This window comes from Mycoplana sp. ABR4_002 (genome assembly GCF_056159645.1).
On sequence record NZ_JBSWVO010000001.1, the window covers coordinates 3,860,349 to 3,882,754 of the forward strand.

Genomic DNA, 22,406 nt, shown 5'->3' on the forward strand with positions numbered 1-22,406 from the left:
GGGCTTTCCCTGCCCTGCTTCCCTGACTAGGCTTGTTACAAAGCAAAGGGATACAAGGAGAGCGTCATGGATCCGGAAAAACCGCCCCACCGCAAGAAATCCGGCGAGACGCCCGTGACGATCGAACACGAGCCGGCACCAGCCGCCGCAGACGACAAGGTGTTGAAGTCGGACGTCGAGGCGACGGCGGCGACAGGCGCAAGCGAGACAGGCGCGCCGGGCGCAGAAGCGGGCGATGCGCCGGCGGCTGACGCCGTAACGCTACAGGAGCCGATCGTAACGGACCCGCAGGCCGACGAGCCGGCAAAGACGACCTCCGCCGCGCCCGAGCAGACCTTCGAGCCCCGGCCGCAACCCGCTGCCAGCAAGTCCGGCGCCCTCGCCGCCGCCATCCTCGGCGGCCTCGTTGCGCTTGCCGGCGCCGGGGCGCTGCAGTACGGCGGGTACCTGCCCGCGCTGGGCCCCGGGCGCGACGCCGCAGTCGACCTCGCGCCCGTCACCGCGGACATCGACGCCCTCAAGTCCCAACTGGCTACGCTGCAGAATGCGGCTCCCGCCGAGGCGGTCGATCTGGAGCCGATCGAGACTCGCCTGGCCGCGCTTGAAAACAGCGTTGCCGCCCCCCCCGAGGCAGCCGCGCTCGGCGGGCAGGTGGAGCAGTCGGTGTCCGCGCTGGAGGCCGGCCTCGCCCAGCTGACCGCCGAGATCGCCGAACTGCGCGAGCAGGCAGCCAGCGCGGCGCGCGGCGCCGCGGACCAGGCGGCGAGGCTGACCGAGCGTCTCGATGCCGCCGAGGTGAAGCTTGCCGAGCCGCAGAACGACGTGACCATGGCGCGCGCGGTGGCCGCGACCGCGTTGAAGACGACGATCGATCGCGGCGGACCATACCTTGCCGAACTCGAGGCCTTCGCCAGCCTTTCGCCGGACGACCCAGCGCTTGCGGCGCTCAGGCCGCATGCGGCGGCCGGGGTGCCGTCGCGCTCGGATCTGGTGCGTGCGTTCGAGCCGGTCGCCGACGACATGATCGACGCCGTATACCAGCCGACGGGCGACCAGGGCATCGTCGACCGGCTGCTCTCCAGCGCCACGTCGGCCATCAAGATCCGGCCGGTCGGCAGTGTCGAGGGGGATACGCCTGAAGCCATCGTCGCGCGCATCGAAAACAAGCTGCAGAACGGCGACCTGAGGGGCGCACAGATCGAGTGGCAGTCGTTGCCGGAGCCCGCCCGCAGCGCAGGCGCAGGCTTCAAGGGCAAGCTGGACGACCGCATCGCGGTTGAGGACGGTGTCAACGCCATCGTTTCCGGCGCCATGGCACCAATGGGCAACCAGGGCTGAGGGGCGGAACGGACATGACGCGACTGTTATTCTTCGTCCTCCTCGTTCTCGCGCTCGGCGTCGGCTTTGCCTGGCTCGCCGACCGACCCGGCGAACTCTCGATCATCTGGCAGGGTCAGCGCATCGCAATGAGCTTGATGGTCGCCGCCACGATTGCGGTCGCGACGATGGCGATCGTGATCTTTGCTTGGTGGCTGGTCCATGCCGTGCTGGGCTCGCCCCACGCGCTGCGCCGTCATTTCAGGGCCCGCAAGCGCGATCGCGGCTATCAGGCGCTGTCGACCGGGCTGATCGCCGCCGGCGCCGGCGATGCGGCGGGCGCCCGGCGGATGCTGGCGCGCACCAGGGGACTGCTCAGCGCGGATCAGGAGCCCCTCGTCCACCTGCTCGACGCCCAGGCCGCCCTGATCGAGGGCCAGCACGACGAGGCCCGCCGCAAGTTCGAGCAGATGGCGGACGACCCGGAGACCCGGGCGCTGGGTCTGCGCGGACTCTATCTCGAGGCCCGTCGCCTTGGAGCCTCGGAAGCCGCGCGCCAATATGCCGAGCGGGCGGCCGAGAGTGCACCCCAGCTTCCGTGGGCAGCCGACGCGGTGCTGGAGGAACGCGCCCAGACCGGGGAATGGGACCACGCGCTGCGCCTGCTCGAGCAGGGCAGGCCGTCCTCGGCCGACGAGCGCAAGCAGGCAGACCGCCGCAAGGCCGTGCTGTTGACGGCCCGCGCCCAAGCGAAGCTGGACAGCGAGACCGACCCCAAGGGCGCGCGCGACGACGCGCTTGCGGCGCTGAAGATCGAGGACGGCTTCATTCCCGCCGGCCTGATCGCGGCGAAGGCCTACCTGCGCGAGGGCAACCTGCGCAAGGCAGCGGCCATCCTCGAGCGCCTGTGGAAAGCCAATCCGCATCCGGATGTCGCCCGCGTCTTCATCCATGCGCGCGCCGGCGACTCCCCGCTCGACCGGCTGAAGCGCGCCGAAAAGCTGGAAACACTGCGGCCCAACAATGCCGAGGCGCTGTTCGCCCTTGCTCAGGCCGCGCTCGATGCCCGCGACTTCAGCCTCGCCCGCGGAAAGGCCGAGGCTGCGGCTCGGCTCGCCCCGAGCGAGCGCATGTTCCTGCTTCTGGCCGACATCGAGGACGCCGACACCGGCGACCAGGGGCGCATCCGCCACTGGATGAACCAGGCGCTGAAGGCCGCCCGCGACCCGGCCTGGACGGCCGACGGGGTGACCTCGGTGGAATGGCTGCCGGTCTCGCCGGTGACCGGCAAGCTCGACGCGTTCGAATGGAAGACGCCGGTCAGCGAATGGCAGGGGCCGGTCGAGGAGGGCTCGGCCAACAGCGCCGAGGAAGCCATCCGCACCCTGCCTCCGGTTGCCATCACGCACGCGCGTCCGCCGGCCGCGGCCGCACCGCCGCCACAGCAGGACGCCGCGCCCGAGACGATCGAGCTCAGGCAGCCTTCAGCAGCAAAGGCAACGGCACCGGTACCGGAAAGTCCGGCCAAGGTCAGCGCACCGCCACCGCCACCGGCACCGGCACCGGCACCGACGGCAACGGACGTCGACGATGAAGACAGGCCGTTCTTCGGCGGCCGGCCGGATGATCCGGGTGTCAAGAAGGAAGCCCAAAGCGCCGGAAGCCACGACGGCGGCTTTCGCCTGTTCTGAACCGATGCCGACCGGGAAGCACGATGTTTGAACGTTTGCAGCGATTTCTTTCCGGCCTGTCGCCAAACGACCGGCAGACTTTCGAGGCCGGCGATCCGCGCGTGGCCGTGATGGCGCTCTGCGTCCAGGTGATGGAGGCCGACGGCAAGGTCCTTGCCGCGGAGCGCTCGACCCTGCGCGAGCGCTTTCGCGCGCTCTATGGTCTCGACCAGGCGGAACTCGACGCCCTGATCGCGACCGGGACACAATCGGCAAGCGAGGCGATCGACTTCTTCCAATTCACCTCGGAACTGAAACGGCAGCTGTCCGACGAGCAGAAGGTCGATCTCATCGGCCTGCTCTGGGAGATCGTCTATGCCGACGGCGAACGCAGCGAACTGGAAGACCACGCGATCTGGCGCATCGCCGACCTGCTCGGCGTCTCCGGCCGCGAACGGATCATGAAGCGCCAGGAAGTGGCCGGACGGCGCGAACCAGCTGGCGACGATGAATGAGCGGCCGTCCGGCGGCGTCCTGCAATCGGGTGGACAGAAGCGACCGGCTCTGACATTTTGGATTGCAAGACGCAGCGGCCGGAACCTGGTGGACCGCGGGAAAGGCAAGGCGTCAGGATAGCCGAGAACATGCTCCAGACACCCCGCAAGCCCGGCCCGAAGCGCCCCATCCTCATTGTCCTGCATCAGGAACGCTCCAGTCCCGGCCGCGTCGGCCAGCTGCTGCTGCAGATGGGCTATGACCTCGACATTCGCCGGCCGGCGATGGACGAGCCGCTGCCGGAGACGCTCGACGGCCACGCCGGCGCCGTCGTCTTCGGCGGCCCCATGAGCGCGAACGACGATCTCGACTTCGTCCGCCGCGAGATCGACTGGTTGTCGGTGCCATTGCGGGAAAATCGCCCCTATCTCGGCATCTGCCTCGGCGCGCAGATGCTGGTGCGCAATCTCGGCGGCGAAGTCGGTCCCCACGTCGACGGCCTGACCGAAATCGGCTGGTACTCGCTGCGGCCGACGGAAGAGGGGCGCGAACTGATGACCTGGCCATCCATGGTCTACCAGTTCCATCGCGAGGGGTTCGCCCTGCCGCCGGGCGCCACCTTGCTGGCCACCGGCGAGCACTATGAGAACCAGGCCTTTCGCTACGGCGACAACGCCTGGGGCATCCAGTTCCATGGCGAGCTGACGCTTGCGATGATGCATCGCTGGGTCGTACACGGGGCACATCGGTTCGAGCTGCCCGGCGCACAGATCGGCCGCGCCCATCTCGACGGCAGGCTCGTGCACGATGCCGCGCTGCGCCAGTGGATGACGGGCTTCCTCGACCGCGTCTTCCACGAAAACTGAGCGCCGCGAGCGGGTGGGCAGTCGAGCCGGTGATCCGGCCGTGCGCATTAAGCATGAATGCGGCTGCATCGACGCTGGATACTTGCTGGCAGGCCAGTCAATGGCTACATGTGGGCGCGAGTAACTCAAGACAACGGAACAATCATGATCGCGATCATCAACACACTGCTGTTCATCATCAGCATTGCGTGGTTCATCATCATCGCTTCGGCCATATTTTCCTGGCTCTACGCCTTCAACGTGATCAACACCAACAACCAGGTGATCGCATCGATCGGTCGCGCCCTCTACAACCTGACCGAGCCGCTCTATCGGCCGATCCGCCGTATCCTGCCGGACTTCGGCGGCATCGACCTGTCACCGATCGTCGTGTTGGTCATTCTCTTCTTCATCGAGCAGGTCATTCGCAGCATTCTGGCGCCGGCGCTCCTCGGCATGTGACGCGACGTGCCGTTCCAGCGGCGAGAGGGCCATCTCAGACTCGCCGTGCGCCTGATCCCGAACGGCAGACGCGACGCCATTGACGGCGTCGAGATCGGGTCCGACGGCCTGCGTCACCTGAAGGTCCGTGTCCGCGCGGTGCCGGAAAAGGGTCTGGCGAACAAGGCATTGATTGCGCTGATCGCAAAGACGGCGGCGGTGCCGAAGTCCGCCGTCACGCTGGTCGCTGGCGACACGCAGAGAAAGAAAATCCTCCGGATCGACGGCGACCCGGAGGACATCATCAACAGGCTCGGCCTCTGACGGCCAGCCCGGTGGCCGGAGTCTACTTGGTCGCCTTGGCGCGCTCGACCGCCTCTTCGATCAGCGTCCGTGCGGCGGCCGCGTCCTTCCAGCCGAAGATCTTGACCCACTTGCCGGGTTCCAGGTCCTTGTAGTGCTCGAAGAAGTGCTCGATCTGCTTCAGGGTGATCTCCGGCAGATCGGTGTACTCCATCACCTTTTCATAGCGCAGCGTCAGGTGCGGCGACGGAACGGCGATGATCTTTTCGTCCTTGCCGGAATTGTCTTCCATCATCAGCACGCCGATCGGGCGGACGTTGATGACGCAGCCGGGCACGAGGGGACGGGTCGAGGCGATCAGAACGTCGATCGGGTCACCGTCTTCCGACAGCGTATGCGGCACGAAGCCGTAGTTCCCCGGATAGGTCATCGGCGTGTAGAGGAAGCGGTCGACGACGAGCGTGCCTGCTGCCTTGTCCATCTCGTACTTGATCGGATGACCGCCGACGGGAACCTCGACGATGACGTTGACGTCGTTCGGCGGATTCTCGCCAATGGAGATTGCATCGATGCGCATGGGGGCTCCCTGATGTGCCGTGGAAATTCGCCGGTTTCGTAATGCGAATTCCGCTGCAACGCAACAAGCCATTGGTAGCCGCCGCGCAGCGCCGGGTTGCAGCCGCCTCCGGCCGCCGCGCTCAGTTGCCGGGGCCGGTGCCGAAGAAGGTCAGCCGCGTCAAGAGGGTGTAATGCGCCTCCGGGATCATCAGCGCGACGAAGACGAGCACGGCCACCGGTGGCAGCAGGATGGCATAGACGAGCGCGAGTCGTTCCCACATCATGTGCATGAACACGGCGACGATCAGCCCGGCCTTCAGCGCCATGAAGATCAGGATCAGCGACCAGCGCAGCAAACCCTGCACCTGGTAATAGTCGACGAGGTAGGAACAGACGCTGAGCACGAACAGCAATCCCCAGACCAGCAGATAGAGCTTGATCGGGTGCTGTTGATGTTCGGCCTGCGCCGCTGCCGGAGCAGAGGTTTTGACGGATGATTCTACGCTTGCCTGCGCCATGGCCTTGCCTCACCACAAATAGAAGAACGCAAAAATGAACACCCAGACGAGGTCGACGAAGTGCCAGTAGAGACCGGTGATCTCGACCAGCTCGTAGCGGCCGCTGCGGCTGGTGAAAAAGCCGCGCCGGCCGGTGTCGTAGTCGCCGCGCCAGACCTTGCGCGCCACGATCAGCAGAAAGATGACGCCGATGGTGACATGGGTTCCGTGGAAGCCGGTGATCATGAAGAAGGACGCACCGAACTGGGCGGCCCCCCAGGGGTTGCCCCAGGGCCGGACCCCCTCGTGGATCAGCTTGCTCCACTCGAAGGCCTGCATCCCGACGAAGGTGGCGCCCAGGACCGCGGTCAGCAGAAGCAGGAGCGCCGTCTTGCGGCGATCGCGGCGGTAGCCGCAGTTGACCGCCATCGCCATCGTGCCGCTGCTGGTGATCAGGACGAAGGTCATGATCGCGATCAGGATCAGCGGGATCTCCTGCCCGCCGATCGTCAGCGCGAAGACCTCGCTCGGGTTGGGCCACGGCACCACCGTGGACATGCGCGCGGTCATGTAGGCGAGCAGGAAGCAGCCGAAGATGAACGTGTCGCTCAGCAGGAAGATCCACATCATCGCCTTGCCCCAGGAGACGTGCTTGAACGCCTGCTGATCGGAGGCCCAGTCGGACACGAAGCCGCGCATGCCGTCCGGCGATGGCGATGACTGCGGGGAATGCGTCTGCACGGTCTCGGCCATCGGGGTCCCCCTAGGTGAGCAACTGCCGGCAAAGATCGAAGACGTTGCTTGCCCAGCCGGCGAAGAGGGCAAGCAGCACGAGCCAGACGGCCAGCATGAAATGCCAGTAGATGGCGCAGAGTTCGACGTTGAGGCGCAGCCTTGCGGTCACCGCCCCCTCCTCACGGGCCAGGCGCACGGTGAGGCCGAGGGCGACCATGCCGCCGAGAACGTGCAGCCCATGCATGCCGGTGATCAGATAGAAGAAGCTGCTGGCCGCATCGTCGGTCAGCGTGTAGCCGGTCGCCACCAGGAGCCGCCAGGCGAACACCTGCCCGGTGACGAAGGCGAGCGCGGTCGCGAGCGCCGCCAGCAAGGCCGTGCGCAGCGCCTCCCGCCGTCCGCGGTCGGCCTCCACCTTTGCCCAATGCAGCGACAGGCTACTGGCGAGGAGCACGGCCGTGTTGAGGAAAAGCAGCTTCGGCACCGGCATCGCCCACCAGTCCCGCGCCTCGACCCGCATCAGATAGGCGCTGACGAACAGGGCGAACAGCGCGCCGACCACGGCGAGAAAGACGGCGAGGCCGACCTTCTTGATCGGCGTCCTGTCCTCCTCCGGCAGGGGGCGTCCATGGCCGCCCGTCGCCGTGCCCACCTCCAGCCAAGGCTTGGACATCAGTCCCTGCCCGGACAGCCACCAGCCGATGATGACGGCGAGGACGGCGAGGAAGAGGAGGACGACGCTCATGCGCGAACCTCCCGCGCCGGACCCGGCGACCCGGGCTGGTTCTGCGGGATGAAGTCCTCGGGCGCGCCGGGGACGCTGTAGTCATAGGCCCAGCGATAGACGACCGGCAGCTCCTTGCCCCAGTTGCCGTGCGCCGGCGGCGTCTGCGGCGTCTGCCATTCGAGGGTGGTGGCCCGCCACGGATTGCCGCCGGCCTCGCGCCCATGCCGGAGGCTCCAGACGAGATTGAACAAGAACAGCATCTGCGCCGCGCCGACGACGAGCGCCATGATCGTGATGAACACGTTCAGGTCATGCACGGAGGGCGGGACGAAGCTGGTCTCGCCGATCTCGTAGTAGCGCCGCGGGACGCCGACGAGGCCGACATAGTGCATCGGAAAGAAGATCAGGTAGGCACCGATGAATGTCACCCAGAAGTGGATCTGTCCCATCGCCTCGTTCAGCATCCGGCCGGTGATCTTCGGATACCAGTGGTAGATCGCCCCGAAGATCACGAGGATCGGTGCGACGCCCATGACCATGTGGAAGTGCGCGACGACGAACATCGTGTCCGACAGCGGCACGTCGACCACGACGTTGCCGAGGAACAGCCCGGTCAGGCCGCCATTGACGAAGGTGACGATGAAGGCCAGCGAGAACAGCATCGGCAGCGTCAGGTGAATGTTGCCGCGCCAGAGCGTCAGCACCCAGTTGTAGACCTTGATCGCGGTCGGTACCGCGATGATCAGCGTGGTGGTGGCGAAGAAGAAACCGAAATACGGGTTCATGCCGCTGACATACATGTGGTGCGCCCAGACGACGAAGGAGAGCGCGCCGATGATGACGATCGCCCAGACCATCATCCGGTAGCCGAAGATGTTCTTGCGCGCGTGCGTGCTGATCAGGTCGGAGACGATGCCGAAGGCGGGAAGCGCGACGATATAGACCTCCGGGTGCCCGAAGAACCAGAACAGGTGCTGGAACAGGATCGGGCTGCCGCCGCCATGCTGGAGCTGCTCGCCCATCTCGACGATCGCCGGCATGAAGAAGCTCGTTCCCAGCAGTCGGTCGAACAGCATCATCACGCAGGCGACGAACAGCGCGGGGAAGGCCAGCAGCGCCATCACGGTGGCGGTGAAGATGCCCCAGACCGTCAGCGGCATGCGCATCAGCGTCATGCCGCGCGTGCGCCCTTGCAGCACGGTGACGACGTAGTTGAGCCCGCCCATCGTAAAGCCGATGATGAACAGGACCAGGGAGAGAAGCATCAGCAGGATGCCCCAGTCCTGACCGCCGGGCGTGTTGGCCATGATCGCCTGGGGCGGGTAGAGCGTCCAGCCGGCCCCCGTCGGTCCGCCCGGCACGAAGAAGCCGGCGACGAGCACCAGCACGGCCACGAGATAGAGCCAGTAGCTCAGCATGTTGGCATAGGGAAAGACCATGTCCCGGGCGCCGACCATCAGCGGGATCAGGTAGTTGCCGAAGCCGCCGAGGAACAGCGCGGTGAGCAGGTAGATCACCATGATCATCCCGTGCATGGTGATGTACTGGTAGTAGCGGTCGGTGTCGATGAACGGCAGCGCGCCGGGATAGGCGAGCTGGATGCGCATCAGCCACGACAGCACCAGCGCCACCAACCCGATCGCTAGCGCCGTCGAGGCGTACTGGATGGCGATGATCTTGGCGTCCTGGCTGAAGACGTAGCGCGTCCACCAGCTGTGGGGGTGGTAGAGTTCGACGTCCTCTACGGCCGCGGGCGGGGCAACGTCGCTTGCCCCGTGGCTTGCATCTACCATCGTCACTCCTCCTCGTCGGCCTCCTCCGAGGCCGTGTTACTTGCCGACGGTCGCCTCCGCCGTTTCCGCCGGCGCCTGCCCCACCGATGCCTGCAATTGCGAGAATGTCGGCTGCTCGGCCAGCCAGGCCTGGTAGTCCTCCTCGCTGTCGACCACGACCGTCCCGCGCATGACCGAATGTCCGACGCCGCAAAGTTCGGCGCAGAGAATGTCGAAGGTACCGGTGCGGGTCGGCGTCAGCCAGAAATAGGTGACCATGCCGGGGATCATGTCCATCTTGGCGCGGAATTCCGGCACGTAGAAGTCGTGCAGCACGTCGACCGAGCGCAGCAGCACCCGCACCGGCTTTCCGACCGGGATGTGGAGCTCCCCGCCCTCGATGACGACGTCGTCGAGCCCGCTGGCATCGGACGTGTCGATGCCCAGCGTGTTGTCGGGGGCGACATCGCGGGTCTCCGCCCGCCCGAGCTTGCCGTCCGCGCCCGGAAGCCGATAGCTCCAGAGCCATTGCTGGCCGACGACCTCTATCTCGGTCGCGTCGTCGGGCACGGTGACAAACTGGTGCCAGACGAACAGGCCCGGCGCCAGCATCGCGAACACGCCGATCGCCGTACCGATCGCAAGCCCGCTTTCCAGCCGGCTGTTCTCCGGCTCGTAGTGCGCCCGCCGGCCGGGGTCATGGCGGAACCGCCAGACGCAATAGGCCATGAACAGGACCACGGCGACAAAGACGACACCGGTGATCCAGAAGGTGATCACGAGCGTGTGGTCGATGTAGCTCCAGTTCGAGGCGATCGGCGTCCACCACCAGGGACTGAAGACGTGGAACAGGACCGAGCCCACCGCGATCGCAACCAGTATCAGCACGACTGCCATTTCCGCCCCTCCCGCCGTGATCGGCCATGGGTTGAACATGCAATCAGTAGTGTCGCGCGCCGGATTATCTCACGAACGAAAAAGACAAGCAATTACAGCAAAGACATGCGCAGCAACCCGACAGAGGGCGCAGATCTCCACCGCCTGGGCGTGTATCACTGGGATGAGTACTGCTTCATGTAGGCCAGCAGGTTGGTAATGTCCTGCTCGTCCTTCAGGCCGGGAAAGACCATCTTGGTGCCCTTAACCTTGGCCTTCGGGCTATGCAGATAGTCGCGCATCGACGCGTCGTCCCACACCAGTCCGGCCGCGCCAGCCTCCACCATCGCATTCGAAAACTTGAACCCCTCGAGCGTGCCGGCGGTCCGGCCGAAGACCCCCTGGAGGGACGGACCGACCTTGTTCGTATCGCTGTCGATCACATGGCAGATGGCGCATTTCTTGAAGACGGTCTCACCGGCCGCCGCATCGCCCTCCTGGGCAAAGGCGGCGCCGGCGAACGCCAATCCCAGACACAGGCCGATCAATGGTTCACAGATTCGCATGGCACTCCCTCTCCAACAAGGTGTCAGTGACGTCGGCCGAAAGAGCGTCGAGCGATCCGGCGGCGCCGGATCGGTTCACCCGCCACCCTCAAAATGGAATGCCGCGTCCCCGATCAGGAAAAGGTATGCCTGGGGCGCCAGAAGTCAATCTGCGCCGGTTCGAGAAAAGCGCGCCGTTATCGGAAGATGAAGCCGATCTTCTTCAACTCCTTGCCGCCGAAATCCTCCATGCCCTCGGCGATGTCGATCCCGCCGGCCGAGCGGAAGAAACGCTCCGCCAGTTCGCTGTCCTCAAGGCACCATGTGACGAAGCCGTTGCAGCCGAGCGACTTGAGCAGGCGCCGCGCCTCGCCGAACAGCAGCCGTCCGAGCCCGACCCCCTGGTACTCCGGGCGCAGGTAGATCTCGTAGATCTCGCCGTCCTGGGGCAGCGCCCGCGCCCTGTTCAGACCGAGCGTGGCGTAGCCGGCGATCACGCCGGCGACATCGAGCACGAGCAAGGTTGCCGGACCGCGCGTCGCCTTGCGCCACCAGGTCTCGTCGCGGCGCTGGACCATCTGCACCAGCGGCGTGTGCGGAATGAGGCCGCCATAGGCCTGCAGCCAGGACGCCCGGTGGGTCTCGGAGATGGCCCGAGCATCCTGCGGCTCGGCGCGCCGCACATCAATCGATATTGTTTTCATCGAAATGACTCTAAACCGGCACTGACTCCACCGGAATCCCGAGCCGCCCGCGCGGCTCTCCTTGCCCACAGGCAAGTTTCATTCACGGCGTCCCGCAAGGTTAACGCTTTTTTAAGATTGCCCACAAGGCGTATCGCGCCGGCGCACACATGAAAAAGCCCCGACATTTCTGCCGGGGCCCTTCAACGTTTTGTGATGTTTGCGCCTACTTTCGACGCGAATCAGGCAGCACCGGCCGCCCGCTGCTTTTCGAACCGCTTGCGGTCGTTCGGGTCGAGATGGAGCTTGCGGAGGCGGATCGACTTGGGCGTCACCTCGACGAGTTCGTCGTCCTGGATCCACGACAGCGCCCGTTCCAGCGTCATCTTGATCGGCGGCGTCAGGCGGACCGCCTCGTCCTTGCCGGCCGCGCGGATGTTGGTGAGCTTCTTGCCCTTGAGCACGTTGACCTCGAGGTCATTGTCGCGCGAGTGGATGCCGACGATCATGCCCATGTAGACCTTCTCGCCCGCGTCGATCACCATCGGACCGCGGTCCTCCAGGTTGAACAGCGCATAGGCGACGGCCTCGCCCGCCTCGTTGGCCAGCAGCACGCCGTTGACGCGGCCACCGATCTCGCCCTTGTAGGGCTGGTAGTCGTGGAACAGGCGGTTCATGATCGCCGTGCCGCGGGTGTCCGTCAGGAGTTCCGACTGGTAGCCGATCAGGCCGCGGGTCGGGGCGAAGAACACGAGGCGGACGCGGTTGCCGCCCGAGGGGCGCAGCTCGACCATCTCGGCCTTGCGTTCGGACATCTTCTGCACGACGACGCCGGAATGCTCCTCGTCGACGTCGATGACCACCTCCTCGATCGGCTCGAGCATCTGGCCGGTCGCCTCGTCCTTGTGCATGACGACGCGCGGGCGCGACACGGCGAGCTCGAAGCCCTCGCGACGCATGGTTTCGATCAGGACGGCGAGTTGCAGTTCGCCGCGACCGGACACGAAGAACGAGTCCTTGTCGCCCGACTCTTCGATCTTCAGCGCGACGTTGCCTTCGGCTTCCTTGAACAGGCGGTCGCGGATGACGCGGCTCGTGACCTTGTCGCCCTCGGTGCCGGCGAGCGGGCTGTCGTTGACGATGAAGGACATGGTGACGGTCGGCGGATCGATCGGCTGCGCCTTCAGCGCTTCCGTGACCGCCGGGTCGCAGAACGTGTCGGCAACCGTGCCCTTGGTGAGGCCGGCGATCGCGACAATGTCGCCTGCCTGCGCTTCTTCGATCGGCTGGCGCTCGATGCCACGGAAAGCGAGGATCTTCGAGATACGGCCGTTTTCGATCAACTGGCCGTCCTGGCCGAGAACCTTGACCGTCTGGTTCGGCTTGATCGAGCCGGAATGGATGCGGCCGGTGATGATACGGCCGAGGAAGGGGTTGGCTTCGAGGATCGTACCGATCATGCGGAACGGACCATCGGCAACCGTCGGCTCCGGCACGTGCTTCAGCACGAGATCGAGCAGCGGCGCCATGCCCTCGTCCTGCGGACCTTCGGGATTGACGTTCATCCAGCCATTGCGGCCCGAACCGTAGAGGATCGGGAAGTCGAGCTGCTCGTCGGTGGCGTCGAGATTGGCGAACAGGTCGAACACCTCGTTCAGCACTTCCTCATGCCGGCCGTCCGGTCGGTCGATCTTGTTGATCGCGACGATCGGCTTCAGGCCAACCTTCAGCGCCTTGCCGACAACGAACTTCGTCTGCGGCATCGGTCCTTCCGAGGAATCGACGAGAACGATGGCACCATCCACCATCGACAGGATACGTTCGACTTCGCCGCCGAAGTCGGCGTGGCCGGGCGTGTCGACGATGTTGATGCGGTGGCCCTTCCACTCGACCGAGGTGGCCTTGGCGAGGATGGTGATGCCGCGTTCCTTTTCCAGGTCGTTGGAGTCCATCACGCGCTCGGCGACGCGCTGGTTCTCGCGGAACGAGCCGGACTGCTTCAGGAGTTCGTCGACGAGCGTGGTCTTGCCATGGTCGACGTGCGCGATGATCGCGATATTGCGAATGGACATGTTTCGATCTCTGAGGTTCGGGGCGCGCACGGCACAGGCGGCGCCATCTGCAATTGGCGCGCTCCATACATGGTTTTACGCAAACGCGAAAGAGGCAGGCAGAAACTCTGTTTGTACCGGGCGGCGCGGGCGCCGGCAGGCGGGCTCATGCCGTCACCGCCGGATCGATCGTAACGCTCCAGAGTTCGCGGTCGTCGCGGTCCATCAGCCGCACGGTCATCTGCTCGCTCGCGCCGTCGATGTCGACGAGGCCGAAGAACTGCAGCCCCGCCGATGGCGGCAGGTTGCTGTCGGCACCGCCGCCGGAGGCCTTGATGAAGCGCACCTCCGGCCCGAAGGTCATGTCGAGCGGATGCGGCCCGTAGGTCCCCGAATGCAGCGGACCGGAGACGAACTCCCAGAACGGCTCGAATTCCTGGAACCTGGCGCGTCCCGGATCGTAGTGATGGGCGGCGGTGTAGTGAACGTCGGCGGTCAGCCAGACGACGTTGCGGATGGCGTTGTCGCGCATGAAGCTGAGCAACTCGGCGATCTCGCGCTCGCGTGCCGCCGGAGGTCCGTTCAGCCCGTCGGCAACGCCCTCATAGCCGAGCTTCCTGCCATAATCGTCCCAAACGACGACGCCGAGCGGCATGTCGCAGGCGATCACCTTCCACGTGGCCCGCGAGGCCAGCAGCTCGCGCCTGAGCCAGTCTGCCTGGCGCCATCCGAACAGGCCATTGTCAGTGCTGCCACGGTTCGCCGTGCGATAGGAGCGCAGGTCGACGAAGAAGACGTCGAGCAACGGGCCGTAGCCGATCTTGCGGAAGATCCGGCCCGGCTCGGTCGGGATGTAGCGGATCGGCGTCATTTCCAGGAAGGCGCGTCTGGCGCGGTCGGCATAGACGGCGATGTCCTTCTCGGGATAGCGCGGGTCGTCGCGCAGGTCGGTCGAGGCCGACCAGTTGTTCAGCACCTCGTGGTCGTCCCACTGGAAGAAGGTCGGCACCTGCGCGTTGAAGCCCAGCACATGCCGATCGAGCATGTTGTACTTCCACTGGCCGCGATACTCGTCCAGCGTCCGCGCCACGTGGCGTTTTTCATCGGTGACGATGCGGTTCTTCCACACGGACCCGTCGCGAAGCCTGATCTCGTCGGGGATCGGACCGTCGGCGTAGATGGTGTCGCCGGAATGGATCAGGAAGTCCGGCTCGTGCAGCAGCATGGTCGAATAGGTCTTCATGCCGACGTCGTCGATGCCCCAGCCCTGCCCGGCGGTGTCGCCCGACCAGGCGAAGCGTACCGACCGCCGCCGCAGCGGCGCGGTCCGGAACCTTCCGACCACCGGCTCTGAAACCAGGTGGCTGGAATAGGGATCGGTGGCCGTCAGACGATAGAAGATGTCCTGGTCCGGCAGCAACCCGGTCAGCAGGTGCTTGGCGGCGAAGTCGCTCTGGCGCCCGGCCTTCAGCAGCGGGCCGCGTGTGGCGTTGATGAAGCTCTCGGTCGTGGAATACTCGACGGAAACCTCGACCGGCCGGTCCGCTCGCGCCCAGATCACGCCCGAGGCGGTGTCGACATCGCCGGACTGGACCCCATGGGTGAAGACCGGGCTGCCGTGCCGGCGCGCATAGTGGGGGACCGCAAGCGCCGAGGACGCCGCCAGCCCCGCCGCGCCGGCCGTCAGCAGGAACGAGCGCCGTTTCAGGACATCGGCTGCCATTGCCATGGATCCCCCGTCGAAACATCGCGAATCGCCGTCCGATCCGCGTCGCCGACCATCGGGGGATCACGTGTCAGCGCGGTAAAGGAACGATGACGTGGCAGAGACAGTTCGGTGACGGCCCGATGACGGCGGCATCCGACTGCCGGGGCCGGACGGTTGCCGGCCCCGGCCTCTCAGGCGGCAAGGCCCTTCTTTTCCAGCATGGCGTCGATTGTCGGCAGCTTGCCGCGGAAGGCCTTGTAGGCGTCCTCGGGATCGATGGCGCCGCCGACGGAATAGATATGGTCCTTCAGCTTTGCCGCCGTGCCGGGGTCGAAGGCGTCGCCGGTCTCGGTGAAGGCGGCAAAGGCATCGGCATCCAGAACTTCCGACCACATGTAGGAGTAGTAGCCGGCGGAGTAGCCGTCGCCGGAGAACACGTGCTGGAAGTGCGGTGTGGCATGGCGCATGACGATCGACACCGGCATGCCGATCCGCTCCAGCACCGCGTCCTGCATTGCGATCGGGTCCTCGACCGGGCCCTGCGTGTGGAACGCCATGTCGACCAGCGCCGAAGCGGTGAACTCCACCGTCGAAAAGCCGGCATTGAAGGTGCGCGCCGCCAGCACCTTGTCGACAAGCGCCTGCGGCATCGGTTCGCCGGTCTGGTAATGCACGGCATAGGTCCGCAGGATCTCGGGCACGGTTAGCCAGTGCTCGTAGAGTTGCGAGGGCAGTTCGACGAAATCCCGCGCTACGCCGGTGCCCGAAACCGACGGGTAGGTCACGTCGGAGAGCATGCCGTGCAGCGCGTGGCCGAACTCGTGGAACAGCGTACGCGCGTCATCAAGCGACAGCAAGGCCGGCCGGCCTTCGGCCGGCTTGGCGAAGTTGCAGACATTGTAGATGATCGGGATCTCGCCGTGCGAGCCGTTCTTCAGCGGCAGCTTGTGCTGGCTCTGGTAGGCGCTCATCCAGGCACCGGAACGCTTCGAGGCGCGCGCGAAATAGTCGCCGAGAAACATCGCCACGAGCCTGTCGCTGGCATCGCGGATCTCGAACACGCGCACGTCCGGATGGTAGACCGGCACGCCCTCGAGCGGCACGGCGCGGATGCCGAACAGCCGCTGCGCCACGTCGAAGCAGGCGTCGATGATGTTCTCCAGTTGCAGGTAGGGCTTCAGCTCCGCCTCCGAGAAGGCGAATTTCTCCGCGCGCAGCTTTTCGGCGTAGTAGCGCCAGTCCCAGGGCAGGACCGGGTGGTTGCGCCCTTCCGCCGCGATCAGGCGCGACAATTCCCGCTCCTCCTCCGCGGCGCGGGTGACCGCCTTGTCCCAGACCTGCATCAGCAGGCCGCTCACCGCCGCCGGCGTCTTGGCCATCGTGTTGTCGAGCTTGAGTTCGGCATAATTTTCGTAACCGAGAAGCGCGGCCTTTTCCGCCCGCAGCGCCAGCGTCTCGCGCACGATCTCGCGGTTGTCCGTCGTCCCGCCGCCGAGGCCGCGTGCGGTCCAGGCGCGGAACGCCTGCTCGCGCAGGTCACGGCGGCGGGAGAAGGTCAAAAACGGCTCGATGATCGAACGCGACAGCGTTACCGCGTGGCCGCCGTCCGTGCCGCGCTCGCGTGCGGCGGCAGCCATCGCATCCCTGAGGAAGTCCGGCACGCCTTCGAGAGCGTCGTCGTCCGCAAGCAGGAGCGACCATTCCTTCTCGTCCGCCAGCACATTCTGGCCGAACTGCGCCCCGAGCGCGGCCAGCCGCTCGTTGATCGCGGCAAGCCGGTCCTGCTGCGGTTTTGCGAGCCGGGCGCCGGACTTGACGAAGCCCTTCCAGTGGCGCTCCAGCACCCGGGTCTGCTCGAGCGTCAGGCCGTGCCCCTCGCGTCCCTCCCACAGCGCGTCGATGCGCGCAAACAGCCTTTCGTTGTTGCCGATCTTCGAGTAGTGGCGCGCCATCTTGGGCGCGATCGCGCGCTCCAGCGCCTGGATGGTATCGTTGGTGTTGGCGCCCGCACGGCTCCAGAACAGCGCCGACACGCGCGACAGCTCGTCGCCCGCCAGCTCGAGCGCAACAACGGTGTTGTCGAAGGTGGGGCCGCTCGGGTTGCCGGCGATCACGTCGATTTCCGTCTCGTGCAGGGCCAGTGCCGCGTCGAAGGCAGCGGCAAAGCTGTCGTCGGACACCAGGTCGAAGCGCGGCAGGCCGTTGGGCCCGCTCCATTCGATCAGGGCGGGGCTGATACTCTTCGTCTCGCTCATGCTGGATTTTTTCCTCGTACGGCCAAATCGCGAACTGTTCGACCGGAATATAGGAGGAGAAGACCGGCTTGTGTACGCGCCCATGCGATTTCTTTTCGCTGCGACCGGCACCCGCGGAGGCTGAAATTCCTTGACGAACCGGGCGACTTCGGAGAAAACGAAGGTGCTGCGATCCCGGTCATCCCGTCGCAGCGAGAACTTTGGTGCCGGGCCCCTCTGGCGAGAGTTTTACGGCGCTCTCGTGATGTCGGTACCGCCAGCAATTGAGCCGGCGGATTCAAGAACCATGAAAATCCTGACCATGCCTTTTGCGCATGCCCGTTCCGGCACGCGCGATTCCCTGATCCGTTTCCAAGACGTCATGACCGCGCGCGAAAGCGAGGTGCGGGCATGAAATCCTATACCCAACCGCAAAGCGCCCTCGGCTACTTCAAGTGGGCGTTCGCCTTCACCGCCCTCGGGCTTCTCCTCGGCGCCTGGCTTGGCTGGCAGTCGACCGGCACGCTCGGGGGGATGGCCACCGTCTTCTTCATCTGCACCGTTCTTGCGGTGCTGGAGATTTCGCTGTCCTTCGACAACGCCATCGTCAACGCCAACAAGCTCAAGGACATGACGCCGGTCTGGCAGCACCGGTTCCTGACCTGGGGCATCGTCATCGCCGTTTTCGGCATGCGCATCGTGTTCCCGCTCCTGATCGTCGTGATCGCCGCCAATATCGGCCCGATCGAGGCGATCATCCTGGCGGCCAAGCAGCCGCAGGAATATGCGCGCATCATGAATGAGGCGCATCTGCCGATCGCCGCCTTTGGTGGCACGTTCCTGATGATGGTCGGGCTGACCTACTTCTTCGACCACGAGAAGGACGTGCACTGGATCGGCGTCATCGAGAAGTACATGGCGCGCTACGCCACCATCAAGGGCATCGAGATTGCCTTCGTGCTGATCCTGGTGCTGCTGTTCTCCAATCTGCTCGAGGGCGAAAACGCCGACACCTTCGTCTATTCGGCGATCTACGGGCTCCTGACCTTCCTCGCGGTCGAGGTGATCGGCGGCCTTCTCGACGCGTCGCAGCAGACCATGAGCGCCGCCGCGAAGGGCGGGCTCGGTGCCTTCCTGTACCTGGAGGTGCTGGACGCCAGCTTCTCGTTCGACGGCGTGATCGGCGCCTTCGCGCTGACCCAGAACCTCTTCATCATCGCCATCGGCCTCGGCATCGGTGCCATGTACGTGCGCTCGATGACGATCATGCTGGTCGACAAGGGCACGCTCGCCGAATATCGCTACCTCGAGCACGGCGCCTTCTACGCCATCCTGATCCTGTCGGTGATCATGTATTGCCAGACGCTGGTGCACATCCCCGAAGTGCTTACCGGCCTCGGCGGCGCCGGCCTGATCGGCATCTCGCTCTGGTCGTCGATCCGCTACAACCGCCGAGAACAGGAAGAAGAGCACGGCGCACGGGTGGTCGAGCACGTCTGACATCGAAGGCGGCGGCGCGGACGCGCCGCCCAAGCGAAAGGGCCCGCCGACCATCGGTCGGCGGGCCCTTCTTCATTCCTAAAACTGCGGCGGCCTAGTTCGGGAACGACGCCGGGTCGATGCCGAGGACCTTAAGGTCGCGATCTTTCGGGCGGCGGCCGCCTTCGACTGCGGCGGCGGCCGCACTCGCGGCGCCCAGCACCGCGAAGGCGCGGCCCAAAAAGCCGTGGCGGATTGCGTTGCGGATCTGGCTCATCGTCTTGCTCTCTTCTTCTCGTTACGGGAACAAAGATGATGCCGGCGTGGCCTCAGGACAAGGAAGGCAACGGCAGGGCTGCCATGCAAATGACGCAGCCCGCGCATTGCTGCGCGGGCTGCAGGTTCCGGCCCGGTACAAGCCGCGCTCAGTCCTCGTTGGCGGCGAGTTGCGAGAGCATCTGGCCGCGTCCGCGGGCGCGCAGGATGAGCGGGATGATCAACGCCGCCGCGGCGATCAGCAACAACGCGACCGACACCGGCGAAGCCACCAGCGTCGTCAGGTCGCCCTGGCTGATCGACAGCGCCCGGCGCAGTTGCTGTTCGGCCAGCGGCCCCAGGATCAGGCCGACCACCACCGGCGCGATCGGATAGCCGAACACGCGCATGGCGTAACCGAGCAGGCCGAACGCGAGCAGCATGCCGAGCTCGAACACCGACGGGTTGGCGCCGATCGTGCCGAGCGTGGCGAACAGAAGGATGCCCGCATAGAGCCACGGCTTGGGGATGGTCAGCAGCTTCACCCACAGGCCGATCATCGGCAGGTTCAGCACCAGCAGCATCAGGTTGGCAATCAGCAGGCTGGCGATCAGGCCCCAGACGAGCTGCGGATTGGTCGCGAACAGCAGCGGGCCGGGTTGCAGCCCGTACTGCTGGAAGCCGGCCAGCATGATCGCCGCCGTCGCCGTTGTCGGCAGTCCGAGCGTCAGAAGCGGTACAAGCGTGCCGGCGGCCGAGGCATTGTTGGCGGCCTCCGGTCCGGCGACCCCCTCGATGGCGCCGTTGCCGAACTCCTCGGGATGCGTGCTCAGGCGCTTTTCGGCCGCATAGGACAGGAAGGTGCCTATTTCCGCGCCGCCGGCCGGCATGGCGCCGATCGGAAAGCCGATCGCCGTCCCCCGGAGCCAGGGCTTCCACGACCGCGCCCAGTCGGCGGCGTTCATCCAGACAGATCCCTTCACCGCCTCCACCGTGTCCGGCCCCTTGTCGCCCTGGGCGGCGATGAAGAGCGATTCGCCGATGGCGAACATCGCAACCGCGAGCGTCGTCACCTCGATGCCGTCGAGCAGGTCGGGGACGCCGAAGGACAGACGGGTCTGGCCGGTGAGCTGGTCGATGCCGACGATCGCGAGCGTCAGCCCGACGAACAGCGACGTCAGCCCGCGCAGCGTGGAATCGCCGAAAGCCGACGAGACGGTGACGAAGGCCAGCACCATCAGCGCGAAGTACTCGCGCGGTCCGAAGACCAGCGCAACCTTGACGATGAAGGGAGCGACAAAGGCGAGCGCAAGCGTGGCGATCAGGCCCGCCACGAACGAACCGATGGCCGCCGTCGCGAGCGCCGGCCCGCCCCGGCCGGCGCGCGCCATCTTGTTGCCCTCGAGCGCCGTGACGATCGACGCGCTTTCGCCTGGGGTGTTGAGCAGGATCGACGTGGTCGAACCGCCGTACATGCCGCCGTAATAGATGCCGGCGAACATGATCAGCGAGCCGGCCGGGTCGAGCTTGTAGGTGACCGGCAGAAGCAGCGCCACCGTGAGCGCGGGGCCGATGCCCGGCAGCACGCCGACGGCGGTTCCGAGCGTCACGCCGATCAGCGCGTAGAGCAGGTTGATCGGCTGGGCCGCGACCAGCAGGCCCTGCATAAGGAATTCGAACGTGTTCATGGTTTGCCGCCCCCTTTAGAACAACAGGCGCTCGAGCGGCCCGGCAGGCAGCGAGAGCTGCAGCAGCTTGGCAAAGACCACCCAGACGGCGAAGGCGAAGACAATTCCGACGGGGATCGTCGCCCAGAGCTTGCGCCTGCCGAATCCGGCGGCGGTCAGGGCGAAGAGAAGACCGGTGGCGACCGAGAAACCGGCGACGTTCAAGAGCAGCATCTGCGCCGCAAGCCCGCCGACGATCCAGACGACCGGGCCGACCTTCTGCGGCGCGCGTTCGGGGAAATCGCCGCGCCAAGCCTCGATCGCCGTCCAGAGCGCAAGCCCGATCAGACAGCAGGCGATGGCATAGGGCACCGATGTCGGCCCGACCTGCGAATAGCCCGCGGTGCCGGCGAGACGCGATACGTCCCAGAAGATCAGGGCGGCGATGGCGGCCAGCACGACCGCGATGGCGAGCGCCGCCCCATCGGGGCGACGCGTTGCCTTTGCGGGTTCGGTCCCGTCCGTCATTCGACCAGCCCGATTTCCTTGAGGATGCTCTCGGTCGAGGCGATGTCCTTCGTCAGCTGCTCGTCGAAGGCACCGCCGGCAAGGTAGGTGTCCTGCCAGCCCTTGGTCTTCAGCTGTTCCTGCCAGGCTGCCGACTGCGCGACCTTTTCGATGTCGGCGGTCACCGCGGCCTTCTGCTCCTCGCTCAGGCCCGGTGCGGCAGCGATCATGCGCCAGTTCTGCACCACCACGTCGAGCCCGTTCTCCTTGATCGTCGGGGCGTCGATGCCCTCGATCCGCTCGTCGCTGGACATGGCAAGCAGGCGCAGCGTGCCGGACTTGATCTGGGATTCGAACTCGCCATAGCCGGAAATGCCGGCGCTGACCTGTGCGCCGAGGATCGCCGCCAGTGCCTCGCCGCCGCCCGAGTAGGCGATATAGTTGATCTTCTTCGGATCGACGCCAGCCGCCTTGGCGATCAGCCCGACCGTGATGTGATCGGTGCCGCCGGCCGAGCCGCCGGCCCAGGAAACCGCGCCGGGATCCTTCTTCAGCGCCTCGACGAGGTCGCCAAAGGTCTGGAACGGCGAGGAGGCCGGCACGACGATCGCCTCGTACTCGCCGGTGAGGCGTGCGATCGGGGTGACGTCCTTGAGCGTGACCGGCGCCTTGTTGGTCAGGATCGCGCCCACCATCACGTAGCCGCCGACGATCAGGCTGCCGGGGTTGCCCTTGTCCTGGCTCGCAAACTGGGCAAGGCCGATGGTGCCGCCGGCACCCGGGACGTTGACGACCTGGACGTTGCCGGAAATGCCTTCGGACTGCATCACGGACTGCAGCGTGCGGGCCGTCTGGTCCCAGCCGCCGCCGGGATTGGCCGGCGCGATGATCTTGTAGTCGGCAGCCAGGGCCGGCAGCGCCATCGCGCCGGCGAGAATGGAAGCAAGGAAAAACTGTTTCAAGGCGGATCCTCCGTCAGGCGCGGCTTCTTCGGCAGCGCGTCGTTGCACGATTCTTGCGGGAGAAGAGGCCTTGGCGAAG

The 22,406-nt window shown here is 65.8% G+C and carries 22 protein-coding genes; 7 read left to right on the plus strand and 15 right to left on the minus strand.

Annotated features, from left to right (window positions below; translation table 11 throughout):
• Positions 1-66 precede the first annotated feature (66 nt).
• The 6 genes from ACXAGF_RS18405 (at position 67) to ACXAGF_RS18430 (ending at position 5,092) form a co-directional block, all read left to right on the plus strand.
• The gene (locus ACXAGF_RS18405) at positions 67-1,338 is read left to right on the plus strand and encodes a COG4223 family protein (RefSeq protein ID WP_475018819.1); all 1,272 of its coding nucleotides are present in this window, start codon (positions 67-69) and stop codon (positions 1,336-1,338) included.
• A gap of 14 nt (positions 1,339-1,352) precedes the next feature.
• Positions 1,353-3,008, plus strand: coding sequence for a heme biosynthesis HemY N-terminal domain-containing protein (locus ACXAGF_RS18410; protein ID WP_475018820.1), 1,656 nt, complete (start codon positions 1,353-1,355; stop codon positions 3,006-3,008).
• Between the two features lie 23 nt (positions 3,009-3,031).
• Positions 3,032-3,502 carry a tellurite resistance TerB family protein gene (locus tag ACXAGF_RS18415; RefSeq protein ID WP_475018821.1) on the plus strand — a complete coding sequence of 157 codons (471 nt, stop codon included), beginning with the start codon at positions 3,032-3,034 and terminating at the stop codon, positions 3,500-3,502.
• Positions 3,503-3,631: 129 nt separating this feature from the next.
• Positions 3,632-4,348, plus strand: coding sequence for a glutamine amidotransferase (locus ACXAGF_RS18420; protein ID WP_475018822.1), 717 nt, complete (start codon positions 3,632-3,634; stop codon positions 4,346-4,348).
• Between the two features lie 144 nt (positions 4,349-4,492).
• The gene (locus ACXAGF_RS18425) at positions 4,493-4,789 is read left to right on the plus strand and encodes a YggT family protein (RefSeq protein WP_475018823.1); all 297 of its coding nucleotides are present in this window, start codon (positions 4,493-4,495) and stop codon (positions 4,787-4,789) included.
• Between the two features lie 6 nt (positions 4,790-4,795).
• On the plus strand, positions 4,796-5,092 hold the full coding sequence (locus tag ACXAGF_RS18430; RefSeq protein WP_475018824.1) for a DUF167 domain-containing protein: 297 nt from the start codon (positions 4,796-4,798) through the stop codon (positions 5,090-5,092).
• 22 nt (positions 5,093-5,114) lie between these two features.
• On the opposite strand, the gene ppa is transcribed toward ACXAGF_RS18430, so the two are convergent.
• The 11 genes from ppa to ACXAGF_RS18485 form a co-directional block, all read right to left on the minus strand.
• A complete protein-coding gene (gene ppa / locus ACXAGF_RS18435; RefSeq protein WP_475018825.1) occupies positions 5,115-5,648 on the minus strand; it encodes an inorganic diphosphatase in 534 nt (177 codons plus the stop codon).
• 121 nt (positions 5,649-5,769) lie between these two features.
• Positions 5,770-6,147, minus strand: a complete 378-nt coding sequence (locus tag ACXAGF_RS18440) for a cytochrome C oxidase subunit IV family protein (RefSeq protein WP_475018826.1) — start codon at positions 6,145-6,147, stop codon at positions 5,770-5,772.
• A 9-nt stretch (positions 6,148-6,156) separates the two neighbouring features.
• Positions 6,157-6,879, minus strand: a complete 723-nt coding sequence (locus ACXAGF_RS18445; protein ID WP_475018827.1) for a heme-copper oxidase subunit III family protein — start codon at positions 6,877-6,879, stop codon at positions 6,157-6,159.
• Positions 6,880-6,889: 10 nt separating this feature from the next.
• Positions 6,890-7,606, minus strand: coding sequence for a cytochrome c oxidase subunit 3 (locus ACXAGF_RS18450; RefSeq protein ID WP_475018828.1), 717 nt, complete (start codon positions 7,604-7,606; stop codon positions 6,890-6,892).
• The gene (gene ctaD / locus ACXAGF_RS18455; protein ID WP_475018829.1) at positions 7,603-9,381 is read right to left on the minus strand and encodes a cytochrome c oxidase subunit I; all 1,779 of its coding nucleotides are present in this window, start codon (positions 9,379-9,381) and stop codon (positions 7,603-7,605) included. The genes ACXAGF_RS18450 and ctaD overlap by 4 nt, the downstream gene beginning before the upstream one ends.
• Positions 9,382-9,417: 36 nt before the next feature.
• Entirely contained in the window at positions 9,418-10,257 is an 840-nt protein-coding gene (coxB, locus tag ACXAGF_RS18460) for a cytochrome c oxidase subunit II (RefSeq protein ID WP_475018830.1), read from the minus strand.
• 155 nt (positions 10,258-10,412) lie between these two features.
• Entirely contained in the window at positions 10,413-10,802 is a 390-nt protein-coding gene (locus ACXAGF_RS18465; protein WP_475018831.1) for a c-type cytochrome, read from the minus strand.
• Between the two features lie 176 nt (positions 10,803-10,978).
• On the minus strand, positions 10,979-11,485 hold the full coding sequence (locus tag ACXAGF_RS18470; protein WP_475018832.1) for an N-acetyltransferase family protein: 507 nt from the start codon (positions 11,483-11,485) through the stop codon (positions 10,979-10,981).
• Between the two features lie 221 nt (positions 11,486-11,706).
• On the minus strand, positions 11,707-13,536 hold the full coding sequence (typA, locus tag ACXAGF_RS18475) for a translational GTPase TypA (RefSeq protein WP_475018833.1): 1,830 nt from the start codon (positions 13,534-13,536) through the stop codon (positions 11,707-11,709).
• A 145-nt stretch (positions 13,537-13,681) separates the two neighbouring features.
• Entirely contained in the window at positions 13,682-15,244 is a 1,563-nt protein-coding gene (locus tag ACXAGF_RS18480) for an alkaline phosphatase D family protein (protein WP_475018834.1), read from the minus strand.
• 170 nt (positions 15,245-15,414) lie between these two features.
• The gene (locus ACXAGF_RS18485; RefSeq protein WP_475018835.1) at positions 15,415-17,478 is read right to left on the minus strand and encodes a M3 family metallopeptidase; all 2,064 of its coding nucleotides are present in this window, start codon (positions 17,476-17,478) and stop codon (positions 15,415-15,417) included.
• A 390-nt stretch (positions 17,479-17,868) separates the two neighbouring features.
• On the opposite strand from ACXAGF_RS18485, the gene ACXAGF_RS18490 reads away from it, so the two are divergent.
• Positions 17,869-18,957: a DUF475 domain-containing protein gene (locus tag ACXAGF_RS18490; protein ID WP_475018836.1), complete on the plus strand. Its 1,089-nt coding sequence runs from the start codon at positions 17,869-17,871 to the stop codon at positions 18,955-18,957.
• 94 nt (positions 18,958-19,051) lie between these two features.
• Here ACXAGF_RS18490 and ACXAGF_RS18495 read toward each other — a convergent pair whose 3' ends face one another.
• The 4 genes from ACXAGF_RS18495 to ACXAGF_RS18510 all read right to left on the minus strand — a co-directional run bounded on the left by ACXAGF_RS18495 (position 19,052) and on the right by ACXAGF_RS18510 (position 22,327).
• Positions 19,052-19,213: a hypothetical protein gene (locus tag ACXAGF_RS18495; RefSeq protein WP_475018837.1), complete on the minus strand. Its 162-nt coding sequence runs from the start codon at positions 19,211-19,213 to the stop codon at positions 19,052-19,054.
• A gap of 148 nt (positions 19,214-19,361) precedes the next feature.
• Complete coding sequence (locus ACXAGF_RS18500) at positions 19,362-20,879, minus strand: tripartite tricarboxylate transporter permease (RefSeq protein WP_475018838.1); 1,518 nt, start codon at positions 20,877-20,879, stop codon at positions 19,362-19,364.
• A gap of 15 nt (positions 20,880-20,894) precedes the next feature.
• Positions 20,895-21,386: a tripartite tricarboxylate transporter TctB family protein gene (locus ACXAGF_RS18505; protein WP_475018839.1), complete on the minus strand. Its 492-nt coding sequence runs from the start codon at positions 21,384-21,386 to the stop codon at positions 20,895-20,897.
• Positions 21,383-22,327 (minus strand): Bug family tripartite tricarboxylate transporter substrate binding protein, encoded by a 945-nt coding sequence (locus tag ACXAGF_RS18510; RefSeq protein ID WP_475018840.1) that lies wholly within the window; start codon positions 22,325-22,327, stop codon positions 21,383-21,385. The genes ACXAGF_RS18505 and ACXAGF_RS18510 overlap by 4 nt, the downstream gene beginning before the upstream one ends.
• Positions 22,328-22,406: the final 79 nt, after the last annotated feature.

What these genes read in the sequence shown, in the direction of transcription:
- ACXAGF_RS18405 (WP_475018819.1), top strand. Translation starts at nt 67, where the DNA reads ATGGATCCGGAAAAACCGCCCCACCGCAAGAAATCCGGCGAGACGCCC.
- ACXAGF_RS18410 (WP_475018820.1), top strand. Translation starts at nt 1,353, where the DNA reads ATGACGCGACTGTTATTCTTCGTCCTCCTCGTTCTCGCGCTCGGCGTC.
- ACXAGF_RS18415 (WP_475018821.1), top strand. Translation starts at nt 3,032, where the DNA reads ATGTTTGAACGTTTGCAGCGATTTCTTTCCGGCCTGTCGCCAAACGAC.
- ACXAGF_RS18420 (WP_475018822.1), top strand. Translation starts at nt 3,632, where the DNA reads ATGCTCCAGACACCCCGCAAGCCCGGCCCGAAGCGCCCCATCCTCATT.
- ACXAGF_RS18425 (WP_475018823.1), top strand. Translation starts at nt 4,493, where the DNA reads ATGATCGCGATCATCAACACACTGCTGTTCATCATCAGCATTGCGTGG.
- ppa (WP_475018825.1), bottom strand. Translation starts at nt 5,648, where the DNA reads ATGCGCATCGATGCAATCTCCATTGGCGAGAATCCGCCGAACGACGTC.
- ACXAGF_RS18440 (WP_475018826.1), bottom strand. Translation starts at nt 6,147, where the DNA reads ATGGCGCAGGCAAGCGTAGAATCATCCGTCAAAACCTCTGCTCCGGCA.
- ACXAGF_RS18445 (WP_475018827.1), bottom strand. Translation starts at nt 6,879, where the DNA reads ATGGCCGAGACCGTGCAGACGCATTCCCCGCAGTCATCGCCATCGCCG.
- ACXAGF_RS18450 (WP_475018828.1), bottom strand. Translation starts at nt 7,606, where the DNA reads ATGAGCGTCGTCCTCCTCTTCCTCGCCGTCCTCGCCGTCATCATCGGC.
- ctaD (WP_475018829.1), bottom strand. Translation starts at nt 9,381, where the DNA reads ATGGTAGATGCAAGCCACGGGGCAAGCGACGTTGCCCCGCCCGCGGCC.
- coxB (WP_475018830.1), bottom strand. Translation starts at nt 10,257, where the DNA reads ATGGCAGTCGTGCTGATACTGGTTGCGATCGCGGTGGGCTCGGTCCTG.
- ACXAGF_RS18465 (WP_475018831.1), bottom strand. Translation starts at nt 10,802, where the DNA reads ATGCGAATCTGTGAACCATTGATCGGCCTGTGTCTGGGATTGGCGTTC.
- ACXAGF_RS18470 (WP_475018832.1), bottom strand. Translation starts at nt 11,485, where the DNA reads ATGAAAACAATATCGATTGATGTGCGGCGCGCCGAGCCGCAGGATGCT.
- typA (WP_475018833.1), bottom strand. Translation starts at nt 13,536, where the DNA reads ATGTCCATTCGCAATATCGCGATCATCGCGCACGTCGACCATGGCAAG.
- ACXAGF_RS18480 (WP_475018834.1), bottom strand. Translation starts at nt 15,244, where the DNA reads ATGGCAATGGCAGCCGATGTCCTGAAACGGCGCTCGTTCCTGCTGACG.
- ACXAGF_RS18485 (WP_475018835.1), bottom strand. Translation starts at nt 17,478, where the DNA reads ATGAGCGAGACGAAGAGTATCAGCCCCGCCCTGATCGAATGGAGCGGG.
- ACXAGF_RS18490 (WP_475018836.1), top strand. Translation starts at nt 17,869, where the DNA reads ATGAAATCCTATACCCAACCGCAAAGCGCCCTCGGCTACTTCAAGTGG.
- ACXAGF_RS18495 (WP_475018837.1), bottom strand. Translation starts at nt 19,213, where the DNA reads ATGAGCCAGATCCGCAACGCAATCCGCCACGGCTTTTTGGGCCGCGCC.
- ACXAGF_RS18500 (WP_475018838.1), bottom strand. Translation starts at nt 20,879, where the DNA reads ATGAACACGTTCGAATTCCTTATGCAGGGCCTGCTGGTCGCGGCCCAG.
- ACXAGF_RS18505 (WP_475018839.1), bottom strand. Translation starts at nt 21,386, where the DNA reads ATGACGGACGGGACCGAACCCGCAAAGGCAACGCGTCGCCCCGATGGG.